We start from the raw sequence: 25,526 nt of genomic DNA on the forward strand, positions 1-25,526 counted from the left end.
ACGGCCGCACTGACAACCGGGCAGGGCGGCCGGAGGGTCAGCTCCGCGCGGGCGGATACGGGTGGGTGCCGGGCAGCCCCAGGTCCGAGGGGAGGAGTGAGCCGATCCAGGTGTCCCGCAGGGTGTCCCGGTGGAGCAGGGCGGCGCGGAGCACGCCCTCCACCACGAAACCGGCCTTCTCCGCGACGGCTCGCGACCCGTCGTTGCCGACCTCGGCGCGCCACTCCAGCCGCTCCGCGCCCAGCGCCGTGAAGGCCCAGCGGGCCACGGCCCCCACCGCTTCCGCCGTGTGGCCGCGCCCGCGGTGCTCCTTCGCCGTCCAGTAGCCGATCTCCCACGTGCCCGTCTGGCGATGCACGTTGACGGCGCCCAGGAGGGGGCCGCCGCCGAGGGGCAGGACACCGAAGGTGCAGTTGATCCCGGAGCGCCAGCCGTCCGCGACCAGCCGCTCGACGAAGTGCTCGGCGTGTCCGCGTTCGTACGGCGTGGGGACGGCGATCCAGCGCTGTATGCCGGGGTCCTGGCAGATCGCGTGCACGGCGTCGGCGTCGTCGGGCGTGAGGGCGCGCAGCAGCAGGCGCTCGGTGGTGAGGGTGACGGGTTCCATGGACGGATTCTGCTGAGCGGGGCGATGCGGGACGAATGCTTTTCGGGCCGTACCGGCACCTTCCACGGGTTCCGCGCGTTCATATATGAGGGTGGCGGCAGACCCGCGTGACGGCGGCCCTCCCGGCGCGGCCGAGTCCTCGCTTACGATGGCCGTTGCGGTGGGGCCCGCCTGCCGTGCCCGCGCCCGTGTCCGATTCCGACCCACGTGCCAGGCCCGACCGGCAAGGAGACCAGCCTCAGTGTCCGTCTTCAACAAGCTCATGCGTGCAGGCGAAGGCAAGATCCTGCGCAAACTGCACCGCATCGCGGACCAGGTCAACTCTATCGAAGAGGACTTCGTCGGCCTCTCCGACGCCGAGTTGCGGGCGCTCACCGCCGAGTACAAAGAGCGGTTCGCCGATGGCGAGAGCCTGGACGACCTGCTCCCCGAGGCGTTCGCGACCGTCCGCGAGGCGGCCAAGCGCGTCCTGGGACAGCGCCACTACGACGTACAGCTCATGGGTGGCGCCGCGCTGCACCTCGGCTATGTCGCCGAGATGAAGACCGGTGAGGGCAAGACCCTCGTCGGCACGCTGCCCGCGTATCTGAACGCGCTGTCCGGCAAGGGTGTCCACCTGATCACGGTGAACGACTACCTGGCCGAGCGCGACTCCGAGATGATGGGGCGCGTCCACAACTTCCTGGGCCTCAAGGTCGGCTGCATCATGGCGAACATGTCGCCGGCGCAGCGCCGTGAGCAGTATGCGTGCGACATCACGTACGGCACGAACAACGAGTTCGGCTTCGACTACCTGCGCGACAACATGGCGTGGTCCCAGGAGGAGCTGGTCCAGCGCGGCCACAACTTCGCCGTCGTCGACGAGGTCGACTCCATCCTGGTCGACGAGGCCCGTACGCCGCTGATCATCTCCGGCCCCGCCGACCAGGCCACGAAGTGGTACGGCGACTTCGCCAAGCTGGTCACGCGGCTCACCAAGGGTGAGGCGGGCAACCCGCTCAAGGGCATCGAGGAGACCGGCGACTACGAGGTCGACGAGAAGAAGCGCACGGTCGCGATCCACGAGCCCGGTGTCGCCAAGGTCGAGGACTGGCTCGGTATCGACAACCTGTACGAGTCGGTGAACACCCCCCTCGTCGGTTATCTGAACAACGCGATCAAGGCCAAGGAGCTGTTCAAGAACGACAAGGACTACGTCGTCATGGACGGCGAAGTCATGATCGTCGACGAGCATACCGGCCGTATTCTCGCCGGCCGCCGCTACAACGAGGGCATGCACCAGGCGATCGAGGCGAAGGAAGGGGTGGACATCAAGGACGAGAACCAGACCCTCGCCACCATCACCCTGCAGAACTTCTTCCGCCTCTACGGCAAGCTCTCCGGTATGACCGGTACGGCCATGACCGAGGCCGCCGAGTTCCACCAGATCTACAAGCTGGGCGTCGTGCCGATCCCGACGAACCGGCCGATGGTCCGCATGGACCAGTCGGACCTGATCTACCGCACCGAGGTCGCCAAGTTCGCGGCGGTCGTGGACGACATCGCGGAGAAGCACGACAAGGGCCAGCCGGTCCTGGTCGGTACGACCTCCGTCGAGAAGTCCGAGTACCTCTCGCAGCAGCTCAGCAAGCGCGGGGTGCAGCACGAGGTGCTGAACGCCAAGCAGAACGACCGTGAGGCCACGATCGTCGCCCAGGCGGGCCGCAAGGGTGCCGTCACCGTCGCGACGAACATGGCCGGCCGCGGTACGGACATCAAGCTCGGCGGCAACCCCGACGACCTCGCGGAGGCGGAGCTGCGCCAGCGCGGCCTGGACCCCGTCGAGCACGTCGAGGAGTGGGCGGCGGCCCTGCCGACCGCGCTGGAGAAGGCCGAGCAGGCCGTCAAGGCGGAATTCGAGGAGGTCAAGGAGCTGGGCGGGCTCTACGTCCTGGGCACCGAGCGCCACGAGTCGCGCCGTATCGACAACCAGCTCCGCGGCCGTTCCGGCCGTCAGGGCGACCCGGGCGAGTCCCGCTTCTACCTGTCGCTCGGCGACGACCTGATGCGCCTGTTCAAGGCGCAGATGGTCGAGCGCGTGATGTCCATGGCGAATGTGCCGGACGACGTCCCGATCGAGAACAAGATGGTGACGCGTGCCATCGCCTCCGCGCAGTCCCAGGTGGAGCAGCAGAACTTCGAGACTCGTAAGAACGTTCTGAAGTACGACGAGGTCCTGAACCGGCAGCGCGAGGTCATCTACGGCGAGCGCCGCCGTGTCCTGGAGGGCGAGGACCTGCAGGAGCAGGTGCGCCACTTCATGGACGACACGATCGACGCGTACATCCAGGCGGAGACCGTCGAGGGCTTCGCCGAGGAGTGGGACCTGGACCGGCTGTGGGGCGCCTTCAAGCAGCTCTACCCGACGAAGGTCACGGTCGAGGAGCTGGAGGACGCGGCCGGCGACCGTGCCGGGATCACCGCCGAGTTCATCTCGGAGTCCATCAAGGACGACATCTACGCCCAGTACGAGGAGCGGGAGAACCAGCTCGGCTCGGACATCATGCGTGAGCTGGAGCGGCGTGTGGTGCTCTCCGTCCTCGACCGCAAGTGGCGCGAGCACCTCTACGAGATGGACTACCTCCAGGAGGGCATCGGCCTGCGGGCGATGGCCCAGAAGGACCCCCTGGTCGAGTACCAGCGCGAGGGCTTCGACATGTTCAACGCCATGATGGAGGGCATCAAGGAGGAGTCCGTCGGCTACCTGTTCAACCTGGAGGTCCAGGTCGAGCAGCAGGTCGAGGAGGTCCCGGTGGAGGACTCCGCCGAGCGTACGTCGCTGGCCAAGAAGGAGGACGCGGTGCCCGCGGGCACCGGGCGTCCGGAGATCCGGGCGAAGGGCCTCGACGCGCCGCAGCGGCCCGACCGGCTCCACTTCTCCGCTCCCACGGTGGACGGCGAGGGCGGCATCGTCGAGGGCGACTTCCAGAGCGCGGAGGGACCGACGCGCTCCACGTCGGACGGCATGACGCGGGCCGAGCGCCGCAAGGCGCAGAAGAGCGCCCCCAGCGGACGCCGCCGCAAGAAGTAGCGCCGATGCCCGGCCGGCGGACCGGACGGGCGATCGTACGGGCCGGGGCGCGCACTCTCGTGGTGTGCGCCCCGGCCCGCTGCTGTGACGGGTGCCCACGACGCTGTCGCGGGTGCTCACGCGCCGGTGGTGACGCGCTCGCCGCCGACCTCGACCGCCGCGCAGCGCCAGCGCAGATCGGTGCTCTGCTCCAGCCGGAAGGCGAGGGCGCGGACCTGTTCGCCCGCGGCGACGCTGGCGGACGCCTCGACCACGCCGGGCCGGGGCTGGGAGAACCGGCAGGTGCGGATGACCGGGCGGACGCCCCTGGCCCGGAACGGGGCGCCCGGGGCGAGCCGGACGAGCTGTTCGTACGCCTCGCCGACGGTCTGGCCGAGCATCCAGTGCACGGGCCGGTGGCCGCTGAGGACGGCGAGCAGCCGTTCCGCGAACAGTTCGTGCGGCGGGACGTGGCGCCTGCGCTGCGGGCGTACGGCGCCGGGCCTGCGCGGATCGCGGCGGCCGGGCGGCCTGGCCCCGGCGGTGTAGGCGGTGGTGGGAGTGGAGGAAGTGGTCCTGTTCACGCAGATCGCCCCCGTTCTGCCCGTCCGGTCGGATACCGGTCGGTAACTTCTGTTGGGGGATCTTTTACGTGCCCTTGGGGGAGCCCCGCAAGGAGGGGCGACCGGCGGTGCGCGGCGCGGTGAAATCACCTATCCGGGTGAGCGGCGGGCCGTATGGGGCCTGGTGGGGCGGGCGCGCGCGGTTCCCGGTGGACGTCTGCGAGCCCCATACGTGTCACCCCGAAGAGGGACTGCCCACGTATCCTTAGGTGTTCTCCCGACGACGAAAGCGGCCATGCCATGCGTGTGTACGTCCCCCTGACGCTTCCCGGTCTCGCAGAGGCGCACAAGGCCGGTGAGCTGGGACCGGGGCCGCTGACGGCGTATGCGGTGACGCCGGGGCTGCGGGAGTGGTACGTCTCGGACGACATCGAGGAGCTGGAGTACGCCGCCCTCAACCGCGCCGCGGCCGCCTCGCTCCGGCTGATCGCCGCGGACCCGGCCGCCGCCCGCCGCCGGGTGGTCGTCGCGGCCGACGTACCGGACCGGGAGGCCGTGTCGGACCCCGACCTGCGGCTGGACGCCTCCTCGCTCGGCGAGGTGCGGATCGCGGCGGCGATCGCCCTGCGCAAGGCCGCGGCGGTGCACGTGGACTCCGACGACGCGGACGCCGATGTGACGGCAGCGGCGGCGGCGCTCGGGGCGGCGGACCACGGGGACGACGACGCGCGGTTCACGGTGGACGGCGCCGAGGACCACGAACTGCTCTGGTACGGGATCCAGGAGATCCCGAACCTGATCGCCTGACCGCCCCGGGACCCGCTCCCCGGGGCGTTGTCGGACCCGGCCGGTACGGTTTTGTCCATGGGGAATCAGAACACGCATCTGGTGTGGGACTGGAACGGCACGATCCTCGACGACATGCGCGCGGTCATCGGGGCGACCAACGCGGCCTTCGCGGAGATAGGGCTGGCGCCGATCACGCTCGACCGCTACCGGGAGCTGTACTGCGTCCCCATCCCGCGCTTCTACGAGCGGCTCATGGGGCGCCTGCCGAGCGACGCCGAGTGGGTCGTCATGGACGAGACGTTCCACCGCCACTACACGGAACGGCGTGCGGGCTGCGGGCTGACCCGCGGCGTCGAGGAACTGCTCGCGGGGTGGGCGCTCGCGGGCGGCAGCCAGTCGCTGCTGAGCATGTACGGTCACGAACACCTGGTCCCGACGGTGCGGGGATACGGCATCGAGCGACACTTCCTCCGTATCGACGGCCGCACAGGCCCGTCGGGCGGCAGCAAGGCGCTCCACCTGGAGCGCCATCTGACCGAGCTGGCCGGGGCGGGCGGGGAGATATCCGCCGTCCGTACGGTGGTGATCGGCGACGCGGTCGACGACGCGGTGGCGGCGGCGCACGTGGGGGCCCGCGCCGTGCTCTACACCGGCGGCACCAACAGCCGGACCACCCTGGAGGCGGTGGGCGTCCCGGTCGTGGACACCCTGGAGGAAGCCGTGGCGCTCGCCCGGGACCTGGCGTAACTCCCGGCCTGGGGTAACTCCCGGGCCTGGCGTGACCCCCGGCCTGGCCCCCGGGATGCCCTAGTCGTTCTGCCCCGAAGCGCCCTGGGACACCGGGGCCTTCGCGCGCAGCACAGTCAGGAACGCGCGCATCCAGGCCGGGTGGTCGGGCCAGGCGCGGGAGGAGACCAGGGTGCCGTCCACCACCGCCTCGGCGTCCTGGAACGTCGCTCCCGCCGACTGCATATCGATCTCCAGGGCCGGATAGGCGGTGACCCGGCGGCCGGCGAGTTCGCCGATCGCCGCCGTCAGGAGCGGGCCGTGGCAGATCTGCGCCACCGGCTTGTCCGCGTCGAAGAAGGACTTGAGGATTTTGCGCAGTTCCGGGTCGCCGCGCAGATATTCGGGGGCCCGGCCGCCCGGGACGACCACGGCCGCGTACTCAGTCGGGTCGACCTCGGCGAACGCCAGGTCGGCGGGGAAGGTGTAACCAGGCTTCTCGGTGTAGGTGTCGAAGCCGGGCTCGAAGTCATGGACCACGAACCGGAGCTTCTTCCGGGAAGGAGCGGCGATATGGACCTCGTACCCCTCCTCGCGCAGGCGCTGGTACGGATAGAGGACTTCAAGGGACTCGGCGGCGTCGCCGGTGACGATCAGGACCTTGGCTGCCATGGCTGCTCCCGGGAGGAATGGGGCGGTCTGTCCATCTGCCGACCAGTCTGCCGACCCGTACCGCCGCCGTCCTCGCGTCCAGGGGAGAGAGCGTCCCGTGTCACCCCGTACCGCCCCGTGGGTCTGTCCGAAGTGGCCAATTCGGCGCCTTGCATTTGTACACAAGCGGCCCATGACGGAGGCTGGGTGGAGAGCGATAGCCTGGTGCGCGTGATCAGCGCGATACGCCGTGGGGGCAGCGAAGCCCCCGGCCTGCGCCCGGAGCGCCAACGCGCCCGGGCGACCGCCGCTCACCCGGGTCGATGCCCACGTCAGGATCGCCTGCCGGTCGCGGCACCGGAGGCAGGGCGACTGCCAAAATTGGTCAATAAGGCCCCGGACATCTCTCATCGCGGCATAACGTCGACCCAGACCGGAAACCCCGCGTCGTGGCGTTGTGTCGCTTCCTTCACCTACGTCACGCAACGGCGCGCGACAGGAGCCAGAGGACATGCAGACCAAGCTGGACGAAGCCAAGGCCGAGCTGCTCGAACAGGCGGCCCGGGCCGCTGAGAACAGCCCGCTGGGGGGTGCCGGGGGGCTGGGGGGCGGCCTCCGGAAGGACGGGGCCACCGCCGGGTCCGACGGCACGGGCCCAGGTGGCACGGGGCCGGGCGGCACCGGTCCTGGCGGCACCGGGGACGGTGACGGCGCCGACCGTGCCGCGGTCCTCGCGTACCTCCAGCGCTACTACCTGCACACGGCCCCGGAGGACCTCGCGGGCCGTGACTCCACCGATGTCCTCGGCGCCGCGCTCTCGCACTACCGGCTGGCCGGGAACCGCCCCCAGGGGACGGCGAGCGTACGGGTCCACACCCCGACGGTCGAGGAGAACGGCTGGACGTGCAGCCACTCCGTGGTGGAGGTCGTCACCGACGACATGCCCTTCCTCGTGGACTCCGTCACCAACGAACTCTCCCGGCAGGGCCGCGGCATCCACGCCGTGATCCACCCGCAGATCGTCGTGCGCCGTGATGTCACCGGCAAGCTGATCGAGGTGCTTCCCGAAGGGGTGGCCGCCTCCGCCGAGCGCCCCCACGACGCGCTCACGGAGTCCTGGATCCATGTCGAGGTGGACCGCGAGAGCGACCGCGCCGATCTCCAGCAGATGACCGCCGACCTGTTGCGCGTCCTGTCCGACGTCCGCGAAACCGTCGAGGACTGGGAGAAGATGCGCGGCGCCGCGCTGCGCATCGCCGACGAGCTGCCCAGCGAGCCGACCGCCGACGACCTGCGCGACCAGGAGGTAGAAGAGGCCCGTGAGCTGCTGCGCTGGCTCGCCGCCGACCACTTCACCTTTCTCGGCTACCGCGAGTACGAGCTGACGGACAGCGACGCCCTGACGGCCGTCCCCGGCACCGGGCTCGGTGTGCTGCGCTCCGACCCGCACCACAGCGAGGACGACGACCACCCGGTCAGCCCGTCCTTCAGCCGACTGCCGGCCGACGCCCGCGCCAAGGCGCGCGAGCACAAGCTGCTGATCCTCACCAAGGCCAACAGCCGCGCCACCGTCCACCGGCCCGGCTATCTCGACTACGTCGGGGTGAAGAAGTTCGACGACAAGGGCAATGTCGTCGGCGAGCGCCGCTTCCTCGGGCTGTTCTCCTCGGCCGCGTACACCGAGTCCGTACGCCGTGTCCCGGTGATCCGCCGCAAGGTCGCCGAGGTCCTGGAGGGCGCCGGCTTCTCGCCCAACAGCCACGACGGCCGCGACCTGCTCCAGATCCTGGAGACCTACCCGCGCGACGAGCTGTTCCAGACGCCCGTCGACGAACTGCGCTCCATCGTCACCAGCGTGCTCTACCTCCAGGAGCGCCGCAGGCTGCGGCTCTACCTCCGCCAGGACGAGTACGGGCGCTACTACTCCGCGCTCGTCTACCTGCCGCGTGACCGCTACACCACCGGCGTGCGGCTGCGGCTGGTCGACATCCTCAAGGAGGAGCTGGGCGGCACCAGCGTCGACTTCACCGCGTGGAACACGGAATCGATCCTTTCCAGGCTCCACTTCGTGGTCCGCGTCCCCCGTGGCACGGAGCTGGCCAAGCTCACCGACGCCGACGCGGACCGGATCGAGGCCCGCCTGGTGGCAGCGGCCCGCTCCTGGGCCGACGCGTTCGGCGAGGCGCTGAACGCCGAGTGCGGCGAGGAGCGCGCCGCCGAACTGCTCCGCAAGTACGGGACCGCCTTCCCCGAGGGCTACAAGGCCGACCACTCTCCGCGGGCCGCGGTCGCCGACCTGGTCCACCTGGAAGCGCTCGACAAGGCCGAGGCGGACTTCTCGCTCTCCCTGTACGAACCGGTCGGCGCGGGCCCCGGCGAACGGCGTTTCAAGATCTACCGCTCCGGCGAGCAGGTCTCCCTCTCCGCCGTCCTCCCGGTGCTCCAGCGGCTCGGCGTCGAGGTCGTCGACGAGCGGCCGTACGAGCTGCGCTGCACGGACCGTACGCACGTCTGGATCTACGACTTCGGGCTGCGGCTGCCCCAAGGGGGCTCGGGCGGCGGCGACTACCTCACCGAGGACGACCGCGAGCGCTTCCAGAACGCCTTCGCCGCCGTATGGACCGGAGCCGCGGAGAACGACGGCTTCAACTCCCTGGTCCTGCGCGCCGGTCTGGACTGGCGTCAGGCGATGGTGCTGCGCGCCTACGCCAAGTACCTGCGCCAGTCGGGCTCGACGTTCAGCCAGGACTACATGGAGGACACCCTCCGCTCCAACGTGCACACCACCCGGCTGCTGATCTCGCTCTTCGAGGCCCGCATGTCGCCCGGCCGCCAGCGCGCCGGCACGGAGCTGACGGAGGCCATGCTGGAGGAGCTGGACGGCGCCCTCGACCAGGTCGCGAGCCTGGACGAGGACCGGATCCTGCGCTCCTTCCTCACCCTCATCAAGGCCACGCTGCGTACGAACTTCTTCCAGAGCGCCAGCGAGGGAAGCGGAGGGAGGGGCCAGAGCGCCAGCGAGGGAAGCGGAGGGAGGGGCCAGAGCGCCAGCGAGGGAAGCGGAGGGAGGGGCCAGAGCGTCAGCGAGGTAAAGGGAAGCGGAAAGGGAGGGCAGGGCGGGCACCACAGCTATGTGTCGATGAAGTTCGACCCGCAGGCCATTCCCGACCTTCCCGCTCCCCGCCCCGCCTACGAGATCTGGGTCTACTCCCCGCGCGTCGAGGGCGTCCACCTGCGCTTCGGCAAGGTCGCGCGTGGCGGGCTGCGCTGGTCGGACCGGCGGGAGGACTTCCGTACGGAGATCCTCGGCCTGGTCAAGGCGCAGATGGTCAAGAACACCGTGATCGTGCCGGTCGGCGCCAAGGGCGGCTTCGTCGCCAAGCAGTTGCCCGACCCGGCCGCCGACCGGGACGCCTGGCTCGCCGAGGGCATCGCCTCGTACAAGATCTTCATCTCGGCGCTGCTCGACATCACGGACAACATGGTCGCCGGCGAGGTCGTGCCGCCCGCCGACGTCGTGCGCCACGACGGGGACGACACGTATCTCGTGGTCGCCGCCGACAAGGGCACCGCCAGCTTCTCCGACATCGCCAACGAGGTCGCGGTCTCCTACGACTTCTGGCTCGGGGACGCCTTCGCCTCCGGCGGCAGCGCGGGCTACGACCACAAGGGCATGGGCATCACGGCCCGCGGCGCCTGGGAGTCCGTGAAGCGGCACTTCCGCGAACTCGGCCACGACACCCAGAGCGAGGACTTCACCGTCGTCGGCGTCGGCGACATGTCCGGTGACGTCTTCGGCAACGGCATGCTGCTCTCCGAGCACATCCGGCTGGTCGCGGCCTTCGACCACCGGCACATCTTCATCGACCCGCACCCCGACGCGGCCACCTCGTACGCCGAGCGCCGCCGGCTCTTCGAACTGCCGCGCTCCTCCTGGGCCGACTACGACAAGGGGCTGCTGTCGCCGGGCGGCGGCATCCACCCCCGTACGGCCAAGTCGATCCCCGTCAACGCGCATGTCCGCGACGCCCTCGGCATCGAGCCGGGCATCACCAAGCTGACGCCCGCCGAGCTGATGAAGGCGATCCTCCAGTCCCCGGTCGACCTGCTCTGGAACGGCGGGATCGGTACGTATGCGAAGGCGTCCACCGAGACGGACGCGGACGTCGGCGACAAGGCCAACGACGCCATCCGCGTCAATGGCGAGGACCTGCGGGCCAAGGTCGTCGGCGAGGGCGGCAACCTGGGACTGACCCAGCTCGGCCGGATCGAGTTCGCCCGGCGCGGCGCCGGCGGCGAGGGCGGCAAGGTCAACACCGACGCCATCGACAACAGCGCGGGCGTGGACACCTCCGACCACGAGGTGAACATCAAGATCCTGCTCAACGGTCTGGTCACCGACGGGGACATGACGGTCAAGCAGCGCAACAAGCTGCTCGCCGCGATGACCGACGAGGTCGGCGCGCTCGTCCTGCGCAACAACTACGCGCAGAACACCGCGCTCGGCAACGCCCAGGCGCAGGCGCCCTCCCTCCTCCACGCCCACCAGCGCTTCATGCGCCGGCTGGTGCGCGACGGACATCTCGACCGGGCGCTGGAGTTCCTCCCCGCCGACCGCCAGATCCGGGAACTGCTCAACTCCGGCAGGGGCCTCTCGCAGCCCGAACTCGCCGTACTGCTCGCCTACACCAAGATCACGGTGGCGGAGGAGCTGATCCACACCGAGCTGCCGGACGACCCGCATCTGCGCGCCCTGCTGCACGCGTACTTCCCGCAGCAGCTCCGCGAACAGTTCGCCGAGCAGATCGACGCACACGCGCTGCGCCGCGAGATCATCACCACGGTCCTGGTCAACGACACTGTCAACACCGGTGGTTCGACCTTCCTGCACCGGCTGCGAGAGGAGACCGGCGCGTCGATCGAGGAGATCGTACGGGCGCAGGCCGCGGCCCGGGAGATCTTCGGGCTGAACGCGGTGTGGGACGCCGTCGAGGCGCTGGACAACCAGGTCCCGGCCGACGTCCAGACCCGGATCAGGCTGCACTCGCGCCGGCTGGTCGAGCGCGGCACGCGCTGGCTGCTCGGCAACCGGCCGCAGCCGCTGGAGATCGCGGGGACGATCGAGTTCTTCGCGGCGGGCGTCGAGCGGGTCTGGGCCCAGCTCCCGACGATGCTGCGCGGCCCGGAGTTGGAGTGGTACCAGGCCATCCTGACCGAGCTGACCGACTCCGGGGTGCCCGAGGAACTGGCCCTGCGGGTCGCCGGGTTCTCGTCCGTCTTCCCGGCGCTCGACATCGTCGCCATCGCGGACCGTACGGAGCAGGACCCGCTGGCCGTCGCCGAGGTGTACTACGACCTCGGGGACCGGCTGCGGATCAGCCGGCTCATGGACCGGATCGTGGACCTGCCGCGGGCCGACCGCTGGCAGTCCATGGCCCGCGCCTCGATTCGCGAGGACCTGTACGCGGCGCACGCCGGGCTGACCTCGGACGTTCTGACGGTGGGCAACGGCAGCTCGACGCCCGAGGAGCGGTTCACGGCCTGGGAGGAGAAGAACGCCGCGATCCTGACCCGGTCGCGCGCCACGCTCGACGAGATCCAGAACTCGGACGCGTTCGACCTGGCGAATCTCTCGGTCGCGATGCGGACCATGCGGACGCTGCTGCGCACGCACCGCTGACGGCGGGGTCGGCGGCCACAGGGGTCGACGGCCACAGGACAGGCGGCCGCAGGACCAGCACACAGCGCCAGGGGCGCCCGGCTCACCAACGAGCCGGGCGCCCCTGGCGCTGTCCGTGTACGAGGCGCTGTGTGTACGAGGCGCGGAACGAGTCGGCGTCACACCGGCGTAAACGTCGGCGACGGACTCCTTTCCACTCTCAACGTATAGCGCACCGGGGGGCTTGCGGCAAGACCCCCGTCATGGCGCAGAATCACCAGCCGACGCACCAGCGTGGGGAAGTAATGGGGGGTATTTCATGATTGACGTGATCATCGCCGGCGGTGGTCCGACCGGACTGATGCTGGCCGGTGAACTGCGGCTGCACGGTGTACGCGTACTCGTGCTGGAGAAGGAGGCGGAGCCGACCCGGCAGTCCCGTGCCCTGGGGATTCATGTGCGCAGCATCGAGATGATGGACCAGCGCGGTCTGCTGGAACGGTTCCTCCCGCTCGGTGAGACGTTCGCGGTCGGCGGTTTCTTCGCCGGTATGGGCAGCAGGTGGCCCGAGCGGCTGGACACCGCGCACAGCTACGTCCTCGCCATCCCGCAGACCACCACCGAGCGCCTGCTGGCCGAGCACGCCACCGGACTCGGCGCCGAGATCCGGCGCGGCAGCGAGGTGGCCGGGCTGAGCCAGGACGAGCGGGGGGTGACGGCCGAACTGGCCGACGGTACGCGGATACGGGCCCGCTACCTGGTCGGCTGCGACGGTGGCCGCAGTACGGTGCGCAAGCTGCTCGGGGTCGGCTTCCCCGGTGAACCCAGCAGGGTCGAGACGCTGCTGGGCGAGATGGAGGTGGGGGAGGATCCGGAGAAGGTGGCCGCCGTGGTGGCGGAGGTCCGCAAGACCCACTTCCGGTTCGGCACCATGCCCCTGGAGGGCGGGACGTTCCGCGTCATCGTGCCCGCCGAGGGCGTGGCGGAGGACCGCGCGGTCGCGCCGACCTTCGAGGAGTTCAGGCGGCGGCTGCGGGAGGTCGCCGGTACGGATTTCGGTGTGCACACGCCGCGCCGGCTCTCCCGGTTCGGCGACGCCACCCGGCTGGCCGAGCGCTACCGGACGGGCCGGGTGCTGCTGGCCGGTGACGCGGCGCACATCCACCCGCCGACCGGCGGGCAGGGGCTCAACCTCGGGATCCAGGACGCGTACAACCTCGGCTGGAAGCTGGCCGCCGAGGTCAACGGCTGGGCGCCGGAGGGGCTGCTGGACAGCTATCACACCGAACGGCACCCGGTGGCCGCCGCCGTACTGGACAACACGCGCGCGCAGATGCTGCTGCTGTCCCACGAGCCGGGTCCGCGGGCGGTGCGCCGGCTGGTGGCGGAGCTGATGGAGTTCGAGAAGGTGAACGAGTACCTGATCGAGAAGATCACCGCGATCGGGGTCCGTTACGACTTCGGTGAGGGGCATGAACTCCTCGGCCGGCGGCTGCGGGACGTGGAGCTGAAGCGCGGGCGCCTCTACGGGCTGATGCACGGAGGCCGGGGGCTGCTGCTCGACCGGTCCGGCGGGCTCTCGGTGGCGGGCTGGGCGGACCGGGTCGACCATGTCGTCGACGGGAGCGAGGAGTTGGACGTGGACGGGGTGCTGCTGCGGCCGGACGGCCATGTCGCGTGGGTCGGTGACGACCAGGCGGATCTGCTCGGCCACCTGTCCCGGTGGTTCGGCGCCCCCACCGGATGAGTACGCGACCGGGCCCGCCGGTCGCGGCGCCGGCGGCGGCCTCCGGCCGGGCGCCCCGGTCGGCACGTCCCCTGGTCAGAGGGGTTGGCGTAGCCCCGCGATGAGGAGTCCGACCAGGCGGCGGGCGTCGTAGCGGGGATCGCTGTCCGCGCCGATGCAGAGGTTCCCGACGCCGCGCATCAGCTCAAGCGCCGTCAGGTCGGACCGGATCTCGCCGGAGGCGGCCGAGGCGTCGAGCAGTTGGGTGCACACGGGCACGAGGCGGTCGAGGAAGTAGGCGTGCAGCGTGTCGAAGCCGGCCCCCTCGGAGTGGAGCACGCCGGCGAGCCCGTGTTTGGTGACCAGGAAATCGACGAAGAGGTTGATCCACCGCCCCAGCGCGGCGTGCGGGGTCGGGCCGGCCGCCAGCAGGACCGGTCCTGCCTCGGCGCACGCCTCGACCTGGTGGCGGTAGACGGCGATGATCAGGTCGGCGCGGGTCGGGAAGTGGCGGTAGATCGTGCCCACGCCCACGCCGGCCTCGGCCGCGATGTCCCGTACCGGCGCCTCCACGCCCGAGGTGACGAAGACCGCGGCGGCGGCGTCGAGCAGTGTCTCCTTGTTGCGCCGGGCGTCCGCCCGCTTGGACGGGGCCGCGGGCCCCGCGCTCCGGTCGCTGTCGTTCACCGCGCCGCTCCTTCCGCTGCCGGGCCGTCTGCCGGAACAGCCGGCCTGCCGGAACATGGTCCGTACCGGTAGTTCCGTACTTCCGTACTTCCGTACTTCCGGAACAAAGTTCCGTTTGCCTATCATGGCAGAGCGGGTGCCCGGCGGCCAAGCCTCGCGGCGCCGCCACCGGTTCGCCACCGGCCCGCCGCCGGGCCGCGCTCCGGGCGGGCCCCTACTTCTTCCGGTGCCGGCCGGCGCTCGTGAACTCCTCGTACGCCGCGACGACCTCCCGCGCCGTGCCGTCCATCCGCAGCGTGCCCGACTCCAGCCACAGCGCCCGGTCGCAGGTCTCCAGGATGGACTTGTTGCTGTGGCTGACGAGAAAGACCGTGCCGGCCTCCTCGCGCAGCGCGGCGATACGCTCCTGGCTGCGGCGCTGGAACCGCGCGTCGCCGGTGGAGAGCGCCTCGTCGATCAGCAGGACGTCATGGCTCTTGGCCGCGGCGATCGAGAAGCGCAGCCGGGCTCCCATGCCCGAGGAGTATGTCCGCATCGGCAGTGAGATGAAGTCGCCCTTCTCGTTGATCCCGGAGAACTCCACGATGTCCTCGTAGCGCTCCCGCACCTGCTCGCGCGTCATGCCCATGGCCAGCCCGCCGAGGATGACGTTGCGCTCGCCGGTCAGATCGTTCATCAGCGCCGCGTTGACGCCGAGCAGCGAGGGCTGGCCCCGGGTGAAGACCCGGCCCCGGCTGGGCGGCAGCAGCCCCGCGACGGCCTTGAGCAGCGTCGACTTCCCGGAGCCGTTGGAGCCGATGAGGCCGATCGCCTCGCCCTTGTACGCGGCGAAGCTGACGCCCTTGACCGCGTGCACCTCGCGCGCGCCGGGGGTGGAGCGCCGGGAGAGGATCCGGCTCAGGGCGGAGGTGGCGCTGCCCCGGCCGCCCTTGGTGCCATGGACGGTGTAGGTGATGTGCACGCCGTCGACGACGACGGTGGGGACCGGCTCGGGGGCCGCGTCCCGCCCGGGTGCGGCGCCCGGCTCCGGGTCCGCGCCCGGTCCCCGGGCCGTGCCCGGCTCCGGGGTGCGATCGGTGAACGTATCAGCCACGTCCGTACTCCTCCTCGGCCTTCCAGAAGAACAGGAACCCTCCGACACCGGCGACCAGCGCCCAGCCGAGGGCGACGGCCCAGACGTGCGGGGGCAGTTGGGCGGCGGTGAAGCTGTCGACGAGCGCGAAGCGCATCAGATCGATGTAGACGGCGGCCGGGTTGCACTGGAGCGCCACGGTGACGATGTGCGGCACGTTCTCGCCCTTCGTCACCCGGTCCACGCTCCACATCACGCCGGATACGTACATCCAGGTACGCAGCAGGAACGGCATGAGCTGGGAGATGTCCGGGGTCCTGGCGGCCAGCCGCGCCAGCGCCATCGAGACACCGGTGTTGAACACCGCCTGGAGCGCGAGGGCGGGCAGCGCCAGCAGCCAGCCGGCGTCCGGGTACTCGCCGAAGCAGGCCAGGATCACCACCAGCGCGCCCAGCGAGAACAGCAGTTGCTGGAGCTGCTGGAGGGCGAGCGCGATCGGCAGCGCGGCGCGCGGGAAGTGCAGGGCCCGTACGAGACCGAGGTTGCCGGAGATCGCGCGGGTGCCCGCCATGATCGAGTTCGAGGTGAAGGTCCAGATGAAGACGCCCGTCACCAGGAACGGGATGAAGTCGGGGATGTCGCGCTTGGTGTCGAGCAGCACCCCGAAGATGAAGTAGTAGACGGTCGCGTTGAGCAGCGGGGTCATGATCTGCCAGACCTGGCCGAGCTTGGCCTGGCTGTACTGGGCGGTCAGCCGCGCCGTCGCGAACGCGGTGACGAAGTGGCGCCGCGACCAGAGCTGCCGCAGGTAGTCGGGGAGCGAGGGGCGGGCGCCGCTCACGGTCAGGCCGTGCCGGCGGGCGAGGGCGCCGAGGTCGGTCGCGGGCGGCAGGGGGGTCGCGGGCGCGGAGTTCGCGGGCGGGGCGGCCGCGGGCGCGGAGGGCGCGGGCGCCGCAGGGGTGTCCGGTGGTGTCGCTGTGATCGTCCGGCTCTGGCTCACAGATGTCGCTTTCGACGGTGGCGGGGGCGGTCGTCTCCGCTCCCGACGACGGGACGCTGCCGTATCGTCGCAACGCCACGGTAGGCCCGGAGAACGTCGCAACGCAACCGTGTCGTCGTCACGTGGCCGGAGCGCCGGGGCGCCGCTATGCTCGGTGCTGATGACTACCGACCCCCGTCCACGCCCCGGCACCGCCGCGGACCCCCGCGCCACCCGCCGGGTGCCCGCCGGCGCCGCCGTGCTCCGGGAGGACGTGACCGACGCCATCCGCGCCGCCGTCTTCGAGGAACTGGCCGCGGTCGGGTTCGCCCGGATGTCCATCGAGGGCATCGCGCGGCGCGCGGGCGTCGGCAAGACCGCCGTCTACCGCCGCTGGAAGTCCAAGCTGGAGCTGGTCCTCGACCTGGTCTCGGCCTTCGCCGCACAGGGGTTGCCCGCCCCCTCGACCGGTTCGCTGTACGGGGACGTGCGCGCCCTGCTCGAAGTGGCCTCGCACGCCCTGCGCCACCCGGTCGCCTCGCAGGTCATCCCCGATCTGCTGGTGGAGGCGGCCCGCCACCCCGAGATCTCCGACGCGATCAAGACGGCGCTGCTGGACGGCCAGCGGGGTATCGCCGCCGTGATCGTCCGGGAGGCCGTCGCACGCGGCGAACTGCCCGAGGGCGCGGACGCCGACCGGGCGCTGGACCTGATCGTCGGACCGCTCTACTGGCGGCTGGTCGTCGTCCGGGGCGCGCTGCCCCAGGGGTACCTGGACGATCTGGCCGCCTCGGCGGTCGCCGCGCTCGACCGAAGCTGACCTGCTGCGCCGGCCGTCACCGGCGCGGGAACGGGAGAGGGCCGGCCGGTGTCCGCACAGACACCGGCCGGCCCTCTCCGTATCAACCGCGCTCAGGACGCCGCTACTTGACGGCTCCCGCCATCACGCCCTGGACGAACTGCCGCTGGAACGCGAAGAACACGGCCAGCGGGATCACCATCGAGACGAACGCGCCGGGCGCCAGGACATCGATGTTGTTCCCGAACTGCCGTACCTGCTGCTGGAGCGCGACGGTGATCGGCGGGTTCTTCGAGTCCGCGAAGATCAGCGCCACCAGCATGTCGTTCCAGACCCAGAGGAACTGGAAGATGCCGAGCGAGGCGATCGCCGGCCCGCCGAGCGGCATCACGACCCGCGTGAACAGCCGTATCTCGCCCGCCCCGTCGAGCCGTGCCGCCTCCAGCAGCTCCCTCGGGATCTCCGCGAAGAAGTTGCGCAGCAGGAAGATCGCGAAAGGCAGACCGAAGGCGACATGGAAGAGGATCACGCCGAAGGTCGTCTCGAAGATGCCGATGGCGCCGAACAGCTTGGCGACCGGTACGAGCGCCACCTGCACCGGGACCACCAGCAGCCCCACGACCGCCAGGAACCACCAGTCGCGGCCGGGGAAGTCCATCCAGGCGAAGGCGTATCCGGCGAACGAGCCGATCACCACGACCAGGAGCGTCGAGGGGACCGTGATCATGATGGTGGAGAAGAGCGAGTTGGTGATGATGTCGTTGTCGAGGAGCCGCGTGTAGTTCTCGGTGGTGAGCTGCGCGGGCGCGGTGAACACCTTCCACCAGCCGCTCGCGTTGATGTCCGCCGGGTCGCGCAGCGACGAGATGAACAGGCCGATCGTCGGCATCAGCCAGAACAGGCCGACCAGGACCAGGAAGACCCGGGCCGCCCCGCCGCCCGCGTGCGCCGCGATCCGGCCGCCCAGGGACGCCTTCGCCGGGCCCGTCCGCGCCGTCGCGTCCGCCTTCGCCTTCGCCGGGCCGGAGCCCGGGCCGGGTTCGGGACCGGGGTCCGCGTCCAACGCCGTCGTCGTGGTCATCGTCGCGTCTCCCTTCGCATGCGCCGTACGTTGAAGAGCATCACCGGGATCACCAGCAGGAGCAGCAGTACGGCGATGGCGCTGCCGACCCCGAGATCCGCGTCCGTGCCGAACGACGAGCGGTAGAGCTGGAGCGCCAGCACGTTCGCGTCGGCCTGGGACGAGCCCGGCGGGATGATGAAGACCAGGTCGAAGATCTTCAGCACATTGATCATCAGCGTCACCATGACGACCGCGAGGACCGGGGCCAGCAGTGGCACGGTGATCCGGCGGAAGACCTGCCACTCGGTCGCGCCGTCCACCCGGGCCGCTTCCATGAGTTCACGGGGCACGCTCGCCAGCCCTGCCGCGATCAGCACCATCGCGAACCCGGCCCACATCCACAGATAGCTGCCGATGATCGCCGGGGTGACCAGGGTGGGCCCGAGCCATTCCACCCCGTTGTACGGCTCCTTGAAGTTGGCCGCGGGGAGCCGGAGCTGGGCCCCGTCGGCCGCGGCCGGCAGGCTGAACGTCCCGTCGGCGCCCGCGGTCGCGGAGGCCACGACCTTGCCGTCCTTGACCGCCTCCACCTTCAGGCTCCTGAGTCCCAGCTCCTTCGGGTCGATGACGTTCGGCTTCCCGCCGCCGCCCGGGGTGAAGTCCAGCCAGGCCGTGCCGGTGACCCGGCCGTTCTCTGGCTGCGCCGCCTTCGCGGGCCGCGCGTCGGAGGGCATCTTCGCCGGGGCGACGCCGACCAGCGGGAGCAGCACCTCCGTACCCGCCGCGACGGGTTCCTTGGTGACGAACGAGCCGCCACCGCCCGCCCTCAGCGGATGTACCGGCAGCGGATGGGCCTTCGGATACCCCGCCGACTCGCTGAACGTGTCGTGGACCCCGACCCAGACCGCGTTGGCGACCCCGCGGGCCGGGTCCTGCTCGTACACCAGCCGGAAGATGATGCCCGCCGCGAGCATCGAGATCGCCATCGGCATGAAGACGATCAGCTTGAACGCCGTTCCCCAGCGCACCCGTTCGGTGAGTACGGCGAAGATCAGGCCCAGCGCGGTGGCGACGGTCGGGGCGACCACCACCCAGATCGCGTTGTTCTTGACGGCGGTCAGGATGGAGTCGTCGGTGAACAGCTCCACATAGTTGTCGAATCCGGCGAAGTTCGCGCCGGACTTGTCGAAGAACGACCGGTAGACCGAGAAACAGATCGGATACACCACGAGCGCGCCCAGCAGCACCAGAGCGGGCAGCAGGAAGCCCGCCGCGACGAGCTTGCGCGTACCGGTGACGCTTCTGGGGCCGCGCCCCTTGGGGGACGTGGAGGACGGGTCCGCCGGGGCGGACGCGGGGAGGGGCGGCGGCGTGGCGCCGCCCTCCGGGGTCGCCGTCGTCACCGCGTCAGCTCTTGTACGCCTTGGCCGCGGCGGCTTCCAGCTCCTGCTGGACCCCGGCCACGTCCTTCGGGTTCTTCAGGAAGTCCTGGAGGGACTTCCACTCGCCCTTGCCGGGCGTACCGCCGAACGACTGCGGCATCTGGTCCGACATGTCGAAGCGGAAGTCGTCGCCCGCCGCGATCAGCGCCTCGGCGATGCCGCGCTGCACGTCGTTCGGGTACGCGGCGAGGTCCAGCGACTTGTTCGGCGAGACGAAGCCGCCCGCCTCCGCCCAGATCTTCGCGGCGTCCGTGGAGGCCAGGAAGGTCAGCAGCGCCTGCGCGCCCTTGGTGTCCTTCAGCGCCACGGCAGCGTCGCCGCCCGTCACCACCGGCGAGTCGGCGCCGACCGCCGGGAACGGGAAGACCTTCGCGTCCGTACCGATCTTCGCGTCCGTCTCCCCGATGTTGACGCCGACGAAGTCCCCTTCGAAGACCATCGCGCCCTTGGGCTGGTCACCGCCGGTGAACGTCTGCGTGACCGAGGCGGGGAACTCCGTCTGGAGCGCGCCGTCCGTACCGCCCGCGATCAGGTTCGGCTTGCCGAACAGCTCGCCGAGCGTGGTGAGCGCGTCCTTCACGGACGGGTCGGTCCACTTGATCTCGTGCTTCGCGAGCTGGTCGTACTTCTCCGGGCCCGCCTGGGAGAGATAGATGTTCTCGAACCAGTCGGTGAGGGTCCAGCCGTCCGCGCCGCCGACCGAGACGGGCGTGACACCGGACGCGGAGACCGTCTCGGCCGTGGAGAGGAACTCCTTCCAGGTCTTGGGGACGGAGGCGCCCGCGTTCTCGAAGGCGGCGTTGTTGTACCAGACCAGCGACTTGTTGGCGGCCTTGAAGTACACGGCGTACTGCTCGCCGTCCACCGCGCCGAGGTCCTGCCAGCCCTTGCCGTAGTTCTTGGCGAGCTGCGCCTTGGCCTCCGGTCCCGCGGGCTTGGCCCACTTCTTCTCCACGGCCTGCTGGATGGCGCCGACCTGCGGGAGCATCGCCACATCCGGCGGGCTGCCGCCCGCGATCTTCGTGCCGAGGAAGTTGACGATCGGGTCCTGGGCGGGGACGAAGGTGACCGTCGCCCCGGTCCGCTTCTCGAACTCGGTGAGGACCTTGGTGAAGTTGGCCTGCTCGGCGCCGGTCCATACGGCGGCCACCTGGATCTTCTCGCCGTCCAGCTTGGGGAGTTCGACCGTCACCGCGGCGGGCTTGCCGGTGCTGTCGCCCGAGCCCGAGCCCGAGCCCTTGCCGTTGTCGTCGGAGTCGCCACCGCAGCCGCTGAGGGCCAGGGCACCGACGGCTGCGAGGGCCACGGCGGCCCGGCGGGTCCCGTGGACCGTCCTGCCGTCGCCACTGGTGCCCATGCCCTGGCCAAGCGCCTTGGATGCTCTGCGAGTTGTGCGCATCACTGCCCCGTTTCTCTCCCGTATGCGTACGGATCTACGCGCGTGGGACCGGCATCGCGGCATGACGTGGCGGCGCTGCTCTCGTCCCGTGGGCACAGTCCTACGCCGCGTGACGGAGGGCCGCAATACCGGGCCGGGTGTGAACGTTCCAATCGTGATGGGCTCGTGACGTGGTCCGGAGGGCGAAAGCGGGCGCTCTGATGATCTTTCGGCCGTGTCCGTGCGATTCAGGGGTGAGCAGGGGTCAGAGGTGCCAGCGGTACGGCGTCGACGGAGCGGGCAGCCCGCTCCAGCGCGCTCGCGAGCAGCGCCAGATCCGTCGGCCCGTTGCCCAGCTCACGGACGGGCCGGCGGGCCGGCGGATCGCCCATCCGCTCCCACTCCACCACCGTGACCGTCGGCCGCAGCGTCGCCGTGCGCGGGATACGGCCGGTGACCCGGCCGCCCTGGAACGGGGTGACCCGGCCGTCCGGATGGCCGAGCCTGCCCCGGCCGGGCGCGGGGTCGTCGGGCGCGGGCGCGGCCGGGGGCGTGTCGAGCACGACGCGCAGCCGCGCGCCCTGGGCCAGCTCCGTGTCGACCGTGCGCTCGGGGCAGGCCGAGGCCGCCACGAGATGGACACCGAGGCGCTCGCCGTCCCGTGCGACGGCCTCCAGGGCCCGTACGACGGAACCGGCGGAGGGCCGGCCGGGGCTGCCCAGCGAGGGCGCGACCAGCGCGTCGTAGTCATCGACCAGCACGACGAGGCGGGGGAGGGGCGCGGACCGCGCGTCCTGGGTACGGGCGTGGGGCCGGCCCTGGCCCCGGGACTGCTCACGTGGCTGTTCCCGCGACTGTTCCCTGGTCTGCTCCCGGCCCAGGGCCTGGCCGTGGGCCGGGCTCTGCGCCTGGCCGGTGCGGGCGGAGGCGGCGGTCTGGTGGCGGAGCCTGAGCGTGCCGCCGCCCAGGGTCTCGCCGGCCCGCTGCTCGCCCGTACGCTGCTCGGCCGCGCTCGGGGCGCGCCGGCTGATCAGCCGCTCGGTGACCTGCTGGGCCTCCCGGGCATCACGTATGTCCCGTGGGTCCCGGACATCCCGGACGTCCCGTGGTTCTCGCGGATCCCGGGGGTCCTGGGCGTCCCGGCGCTCCCGGGGCTCGTCGTCCCGGGCGCCGTTGTGCCACTCCGTGAAGTCCAGCCGCCCCAGCAGCTCCGCCCGGCGCTTCAGCTCACCGCCCAGGGCCTGCGCGAACTGCCGCATCCTGACCGGGTCCGACGCCACCAGATGCTCGGTCACATGCGGCAGCTCCGTACAGACCGAGAGCCCTTCGCCGCGCTCGCCCCCGGCGCCGTCGACCAGCAGCAGCCCCAGCCGGTCGGGGCGGTCCGCGGCGGCCAGGGACGCCGCGATGGAGCGCAGCAGCTCCGTACGGCCGCTGCCCGCCGGGCCCTCGATCAGCAGATGCGGGCCCTCCTCCGTCAGATCGACGCTCACCGGACCGCGCGGCCCCGCGCCCAGGACCGCCGTGCACTGCCGGGTGCCGTCGGCGGCCGAAGCCCAACGGGCCATCAGGGACGCCGGGGTGGCCCGGGCGAGCCCCAGCTCGTCCAGCAGCCTGGCCGAGCGCGGCAGCGCGGCGGCGGGCCTGCTCCGGCCGCTCCCGGCGGCGCGCAGCGGTGCCAGCGCCCGGCCGAACCGCTCGGCCCAGGCGGGCGAGACCGCGTCCACCACGGCGAGCGTGCCGTGCCCCGCGGGCTGCCCCACCGCCGTACGCAGCAGCCGCAGCGTGGTGGCCACGTCGCCGCTGAGCAGGGCGACGGCCCCGCAGTCGCGGAAGGGCAGCGAGGCCGCGCACGCCGTCTCGTAGGTCGCGGCGATCGGCGACAGCGGCGAGGCCGACTCCGTCTCGGCGAGACAGAGCAGATGGATCCCGGCGGCGGCTCCGCCGCCCGCGAGCCGCGCCGTCGTCTCGCGCAGCGCGGCGGAACCGGGGTCGCCGTCCACGATCACCAGCGTGTACGGACCGTCGTGGCGCGCGGCGGCCTCCGTGACCGTCCAGGGGTCGGCCGAGGCCCAGCCGGGCCCCAGCGGGCCGTCGTCGAGCCGGCGCGTCAGCTCGGCCGTCCTCGCGGTCGCCTGCTCCCCGTCGTAGGCGAGGAGCAGCCGGCAGTCCTGGCCGTGGGCCGGCCGGACGTGCGGCAGCCAGCCGAGCCAGCTCCAGTCCCGTCTGCGCTCCGCCAGGCTCCGCGCCCGGTCCGCGCTGATCAGCACGATCTCCAGATCGGCGGGCGCGTGCAGCGCGGCGAGCTGGGCCACCGTCCAGCGGGCCAGCCCCGTCAGCCGCTCCCTGGGGCCCGCCAGCCCGAGCGACCCGGCCTCGCGCAGCCCGACCGTGACCGGGACGAGCGGCAACTGCCGGGTGCCGTCGGAGGACGGGCGGTCCGCCGTGCCCAACCGGACGGCGAGCGCCTCGGCGTGGCGGCCGCCCCGCTCCCACAGCCGGGGGCCGGGGCCGAGCGCGGTCAGCAGCACCGTGGCCGGATCGGGCCAGGTCTCGGGGGAGGGGCCGCGTCCGGTGGCCGTGGCGGGACCGCCGGTGCCCGGCTCGGTCTCCGGCAGCTCCTCGCCGCGGCTGCCCGCGAGCCGCCGCGCCCAGGCGCCTATCCCGCCGCGCCGGCGGGTGGTGGTCAGGTCCGGCGGTTCCGTACCGCGCGGCGGGGTCTCCTGGCGGCGCGAGCCCGGGGCCCTGCTGTGCGCCTGGGGTTCCTCGTACGCCGCCGGGTCCGCGTCCCGGACGGAGGCCGCCGGTCTGCTGTGGCCGCTGTCCTGGGGGGCGTACGGGGTCCGGGTGCCGTAGTGCGTCTCGGCGCTGCGCGGGTCGGGCACGCGCGGGGCGCCCGGCGGGTTGCCGTACTGGGAACCGCCGTACTCGGGCCGGGAGCCGCTGTGGGTGTCGTACGTCCCCGCGTCGTACGCCGCCCGGTCGTACTGCGGGCCGGGGATCCGGGTCGACGCGCCGGCCGCGCCCGGGTCGTACGCGTGGGCCCCGGAGGAGCGCCCGCCGGAGTCCTCGGGCGCGGCGCCCGGCGCCGTACCGCCGCGGTCGCCCGGGTCGCCGCCGTACGGGAGCGCTCCCGGGACGGAGCCCGCGCCGCCGGCCCTCGGCGCGGCCTGGCCGGCCCCGGCGGTGCCCTCCGCGCTCTCGGTGCTCTCCGTGCGGTCCTTGTCCGGGCGGGTGATCCGCAGATGGCCCTCACCGTCCGACGCCGTCGCCAGCGCGGCCGTACGCTCCCCGCCCGTGAGGCGCAGCGCCGACTCACCGATCCGCAGCAGCGCGCCGGGGGCCAGCCGGACCGGGCGGTCGCCCACCCGGGCGCCCTCCAGCGTCGTCCCGTTCGTGGAGTTCAGGTCCGCGACCGTGACCCCGCCGTCCTCCGCGACCGTCACCGCGCAGTGCAGCCGCGAGACGTCCGGGTCGTCCAGCGGCACATCGGCGCCGGCCGAGCGGCCGATCCTGATCTGTCCGCCGTGCAGCAGATGCACCCCGCCCGCGTCCGGGCCCGCGACCACATGGAGCTGGGCGGGCGCGTCCTCCGTGGGGACGTCGCTCTCGCCCGGGACCTGGAGCGAGAGCACCGCCCCGTCGATCAGCGGCGGCTCGCCCAGGGCGCAGCGCTGCGCGTCGAGCCGTTCGCGGCCGGAGTACAGGGTGACGGTGGCGGGCGCGTCGGGGCCCGAGACGGCCGTGGCGAGGCCGGAGGCGACGGCGGCCAGCGCCGTGCCCGCCGGAGCCGTGACGAGAACGTCACAGGAGCGCCCGGCGGCATGGCCGCCACGCGGCGCGAGGACGGTCAGCCGGATCTGCATCGCCGTCAGCGGTCCCTTCTGCGCGGGGTGCCCGGCACGGGGGGAAGCCCGGTGATCTCCCCCCACACCACGCACGGACGCGTCGTCCGGTACAGGTCGGCACGGGGCGGCGTGATTCCCCCACTCCACACGTCACGTGCTTGAGGGCATCTTCGCACCTGCCGCTGACAACACGCCCGGGTACCGGCAACAAGTGATCTTGAATAGTCGGCTGTTGGCGCAAAAGTGCCTGCTTGGGCGCTTCTTCGCAACGGGTTGGGACCGGGTGTGATGTCCTCGGCCGCACCGCCCGGCAACCAGCCGTACGATGCCTGCGTCTTCCTATCGAACACGAACCGACCCGATCGCCAACCGATCAGAAGCGGAAACCGGGGCGGAGGCCCGCGCCGGTGGACGGTTGTCCACAGCCCGGCCTGCGATCCCACCGGCCGGTTTAAGGTGGGTCGGAAGCACGGCCCCGCCGCGCGATG

At 71.6% G+C, this 25,526-nt stretch carries 16 protein-coding genes; 6 read left to right on the top strand and 10 right to left on the bottom strand.

The window, feature by feature from the left end; translation table 11 throughout:
• Positions 1–37 precede the first annotated feature (37 nt).
• Positions 38–607 (bottom strand): GNAT family N-acetyltransferase, encoded by a 570-nt coding sequence (locus tag ACIQ7D_RS08395; protein WP_403935160.1) that lies wholly within the window; start codon positions 605–607, stop codon positions 38–40.
• A gap of 241 nt (positions 608–848) precedes the next feature.
• Here ACIQ7D_RS08395 and secA point away from each other — a divergent pair, with 241 nt between their 5' ends.
• On the top strand, positions 849–3,677 hold the full coding sequence (gene secA / locus ACIQ7D_RS08400) for a preprotein translocase subunit SecA (protein ID WP_403935163.1): 2,829 nt from the start codon (positions 849–851) through the stop codon (positions 3,675–3,677).
• Between the two features lie 116 nt (positions 3,678–3,793).
• Here secA and ACIQ7D_RS08405 read toward each other — a convergent pair whose 3' ends face one another.
• Positions 3,794–4,240, bottom strand: coding sequence for an Rv3235 family protein (locus tag ACIQ7D_RS08405; RefSeq protein WP_403935166.1), 447 nt, complete (start codon positions 4,238–4,240; stop codon positions 3,794–3,796).
• A gap of 279 nt (positions 4,241–4,519) precedes the next feature.
• Between ACIQ7D_RS08405 and ACIQ7D_RS08410 the strand changes: the two genes are divergently transcribed.
• Positions 4,520–5,026, top strand: a complete 507-nt coding sequence (locus ACIQ7D_RS08410; protein WP_403935169.1) for a DUF6912 family protein — start codon at positions 4,520–4,522, stop codon at positions 5,024–5,026.
• Between the two features lie 57 nt (positions 5,027–5,083).
• Positions 5,084–5,755, top strand: coding sequence for an HAD family hydrolase (locus ACIQ7D_RS08415; RefSeq protein WP_403935172.1), 672 nt, complete (start codon positions 5,084–5,086; stop codon positions 5,753–5,755).
• Between the two features lie 60 nt (positions 5,756–5,815).
• Here the strand turns inward: ACIQ7D_RS08415 and ACIQ7D_RS08420 are convergent, their stop codons facing one another.
• Positions 5,816–6,406 (bottom strand): DJ-1/PfpI family protein, encoded by a 591-nt coding sequence (locus tag ACIQ7D_RS08420; RefSeq protein ID WP_403935175.1) that lies wholly within the window; start codon positions 6,404–6,406, stop codon positions 5,816–5,818.
• 490 nt (positions 6,407–6,896) lie between these two features.
• Here ACIQ7D_RS08420 and ACIQ7D_RS08425 point away from each other — a divergent pair, with 490 nt between their 5' ends.
• Together ACIQ7D_RS08425 and rox are read left to right on the top strand one after the other, a co-directional pair.
• Entirely contained in the window at positions 6,897–12,065 is a 5,169-nt protein-coding gene (locus ACIQ7D_RS08425; RefSeq protein WP_403935178.1) for an NAD-glutamate dehydrogenase, read from the top strand.
• Between the two features lie 298 nt (positions 12,066–12,363).
• Positions 12,364–13,791 (top strand): rifampin monooxygenase, encoded by a 1,428-nt coding sequence (gene rox, locus ACIQ7D_RS08430; protein WP_403935181.1) that lies wholly within the window; start codon positions 12,364–12,366, stop codon positions 13,789–13,791.
• A 75-nt stretch (positions 13,792–13,866) separates the two neighbouring features.
• On the opposite strand, the gene ACIQ7D_RS08435 is transcribed toward rox, so the two are convergent.
• The 3 genes from ACIQ7D_RS08435 to ACIQ7D_RS08445 all read right to left on the bottom strand — a co-directional run bounded on the left by ACIQ7D_RS08435 (position 13,867) and on the right by ACIQ7D_RS08445 (position 16,511).
• The gene (locus ACIQ7D_RS08435; RefSeq protein ID WP_403935182.1) at positions 13,867–14,457 is read right to left on the bottom strand and encodes a TetR/AcrR family transcriptional regulator; all 591 of its coding nucleotides are present in this window, start codon (positions 14,455–14,457) and stop codon (positions 13,867–13,869) included.
• A 214-nt stretch (positions 14,458–14,671) separates the two neighbouring features.
• Positions 14,672–15,418 (bottom strand): ABC transporter ATP-binding protein, encoded by a 747-nt coding sequence (locus ACIQ7D_RS08440; RefSeq protein WP_403936044.1) that lies wholly within the window; start codon positions 15,416–15,418, stop codon positions 14,672–14,674.
• A gap of 124 nt (positions 15,419–15,542) precedes the next feature.
• The gene (locus tag ACIQ7D_RS08445) at positions 15,543–16,511 is read right to left on the bottom strand and encodes an ABC transporter permease (protein WP_403936046.1); all 969 of its coding nucleotides are present in this window, start codon (positions 16,509–16,511) and stop codon (positions 15,543–15,545) included.
• A gap of 178 nt (positions 16,512–16,689) precedes the next feature.
• Here ACIQ7D_RS08445 and ACIQ7D_RS08450 point away from each other — a divergent pair, with 178 nt between their 5' ends.
• On the top strand, positions 16,690–17,328 hold the full coding sequence (locus ACIQ7D_RS08450) for a TetR/AcrR family transcriptional regulator (RefSeq protein ID WP_403935185.1): 639 nt from the start codon (positions 16,690–16,692) through the stop codon (positions 17,326–17,328).
• Positions 17,329–17,431: 103 nt separating this feature from the next.
• On the opposite strand, the gene ACIQ7D_RS08455 is transcribed toward ACIQ7D_RS08450, so the two are convergent.
• From ACIQ7D_RS08455 to ACIQ7D_RS08470, 4 genes are all read right to left on the bottom strand, one after another.
• A complete protein-coding gene (locus ACIQ7D_RS08455; protein WP_403935188.1) occupies positions 17,432–18,388 on the bottom strand; it encodes a carbohydrate ABC transporter permease in 957 nt (318 codons plus the stop codon).
• Complete coding sequence (locus tag ACIQ7D_RS08460) at positions 18,385–19,773, bottom strand: carbohydrate ABC transporter permease (RefSeq protein ID WP_403935191.1); 1,389 nt, start codon at positions 19,771–19,773, stop codon at positions 18,385–18,387. The genes ACIQ7D_RS08455 and ACIQ7D_RS08460 overlap by 4 nt, the downstream gene beginning before the upstream one ends.
• Before the next feature lie 4 nt (positions 19,774–19,777).
• A complete protein-coding gene (locus tag ACIQ7D_RS08465; protein ID WP_403935194.1) occupies positions 19,778–21,169 on the bottom strand; it encodes an ABC transporter substrate-binding protein in 1,392 nt (463 codons plus the stop codon).
• A gap of 269 nt (positions 21,170–21,438) precedes the next feature.
• Complete coding sequence (locus ACIQ7D_RS08470; protein ID WP_403935196.1) at positions 21,439–25,056, bottom strand: FtsK/SpoIIIE domain-containing protein; 3,618 nt, start codon at positions 25,054–25,056, stop codon at positions 21,439–21,441.
• Positions 25,057–25,526: the final 470 nt, after the last annotated feature.

The sequence above is a fragment of the Streptomyces sp. NPDC096310 genome (assembly GCF_044763125.1).
Taxonomy (GTDB): domain Bacteria; phylum Actinomycetota; class Actinomycetes; order Streptomycetales; family Streptomycetaceae; genus Streptomyces.

What these genes read in the sequence shown, in the direction of transcription:
- ACIQ7D_RS08395 (WP_403935160.1), bottom strand. Translation starts at nt 607, where the DNA reads ATGGAACCCGTCACCCTCACCACCGAGCGCCTGCTGCTGCGCGCCCTC.
- ACIQ7D_RS08410 (WP_403935169.1), top strand. Translation starts at nt 4,520, where the DNA reads ATGCGTGTGTACGTCCCCCTGACGCTTCCCGGTCTCGCAGAGGCGCAC.
- ACIQ7D_RS08415 (WP_403935172.1), top strand. Translation starts at nt 5,084, where the DNA reads ATGGGGAATCAGAACACGCATCTGGTGTGGGACTGGAACGGCACGATC.
- ACIQ7D_RS08420 (WP_403935175.1), bottom strand. Translation starts at nt 6,406, where the DNA reads ATGGCAGCCAAGGTCCTGATCGTCACCGGCGACGCCGCCGAGTCCCTT.
- ACIQ7D_RS08425 (WP_403935178.1), top strand. Translation starts at nt 6,897, where the DNA reads ATGCAGACCAAGCTGGACGAAGCCAAGGCCGAGCTGCTCGAACAGGCG.
- rox (WP_403935181.1), top strand. Translation starts at nt 12,364, where the DNA reads ATGATTGACGTGATCATCGCCGGCGGTGGTCCGACCGGACTGATGCTG.
- ACIQ7D_RS08450 (WP_403935185.1), top strand. Translation starts at nt 16,690, where the DNA reads ATGACTACCGACCCCCGTCCACGCCCCGGCACCGCCGCGGACCCCCGC.
- ACIQ7D_RS08455 (WP_403935188.1), bottom strand. Translation starts at nt 18,388, where the DNA reads ATGACCACGACGACGGCGTTGGACGCGGACCCCGGTCCCGAACCCGGC.
- ACIQ7D_RS08465 (WP_403935194.1), bottom strand. Translation starts at nt 21,169, where the DNA reads ATGGGCACCAGTGGCGACGGCAGGACGGTCCACGGGACCCGCCGGGCC.
- ACIQ7D_RS08470 (WP_403935196.1), bottom strand. Translation starts at nt 25,056, where the DNA reads ATGCAGATCCGGCTGACCGTCCTCGCGCCGCGTGGCGGCCATGCCGCC.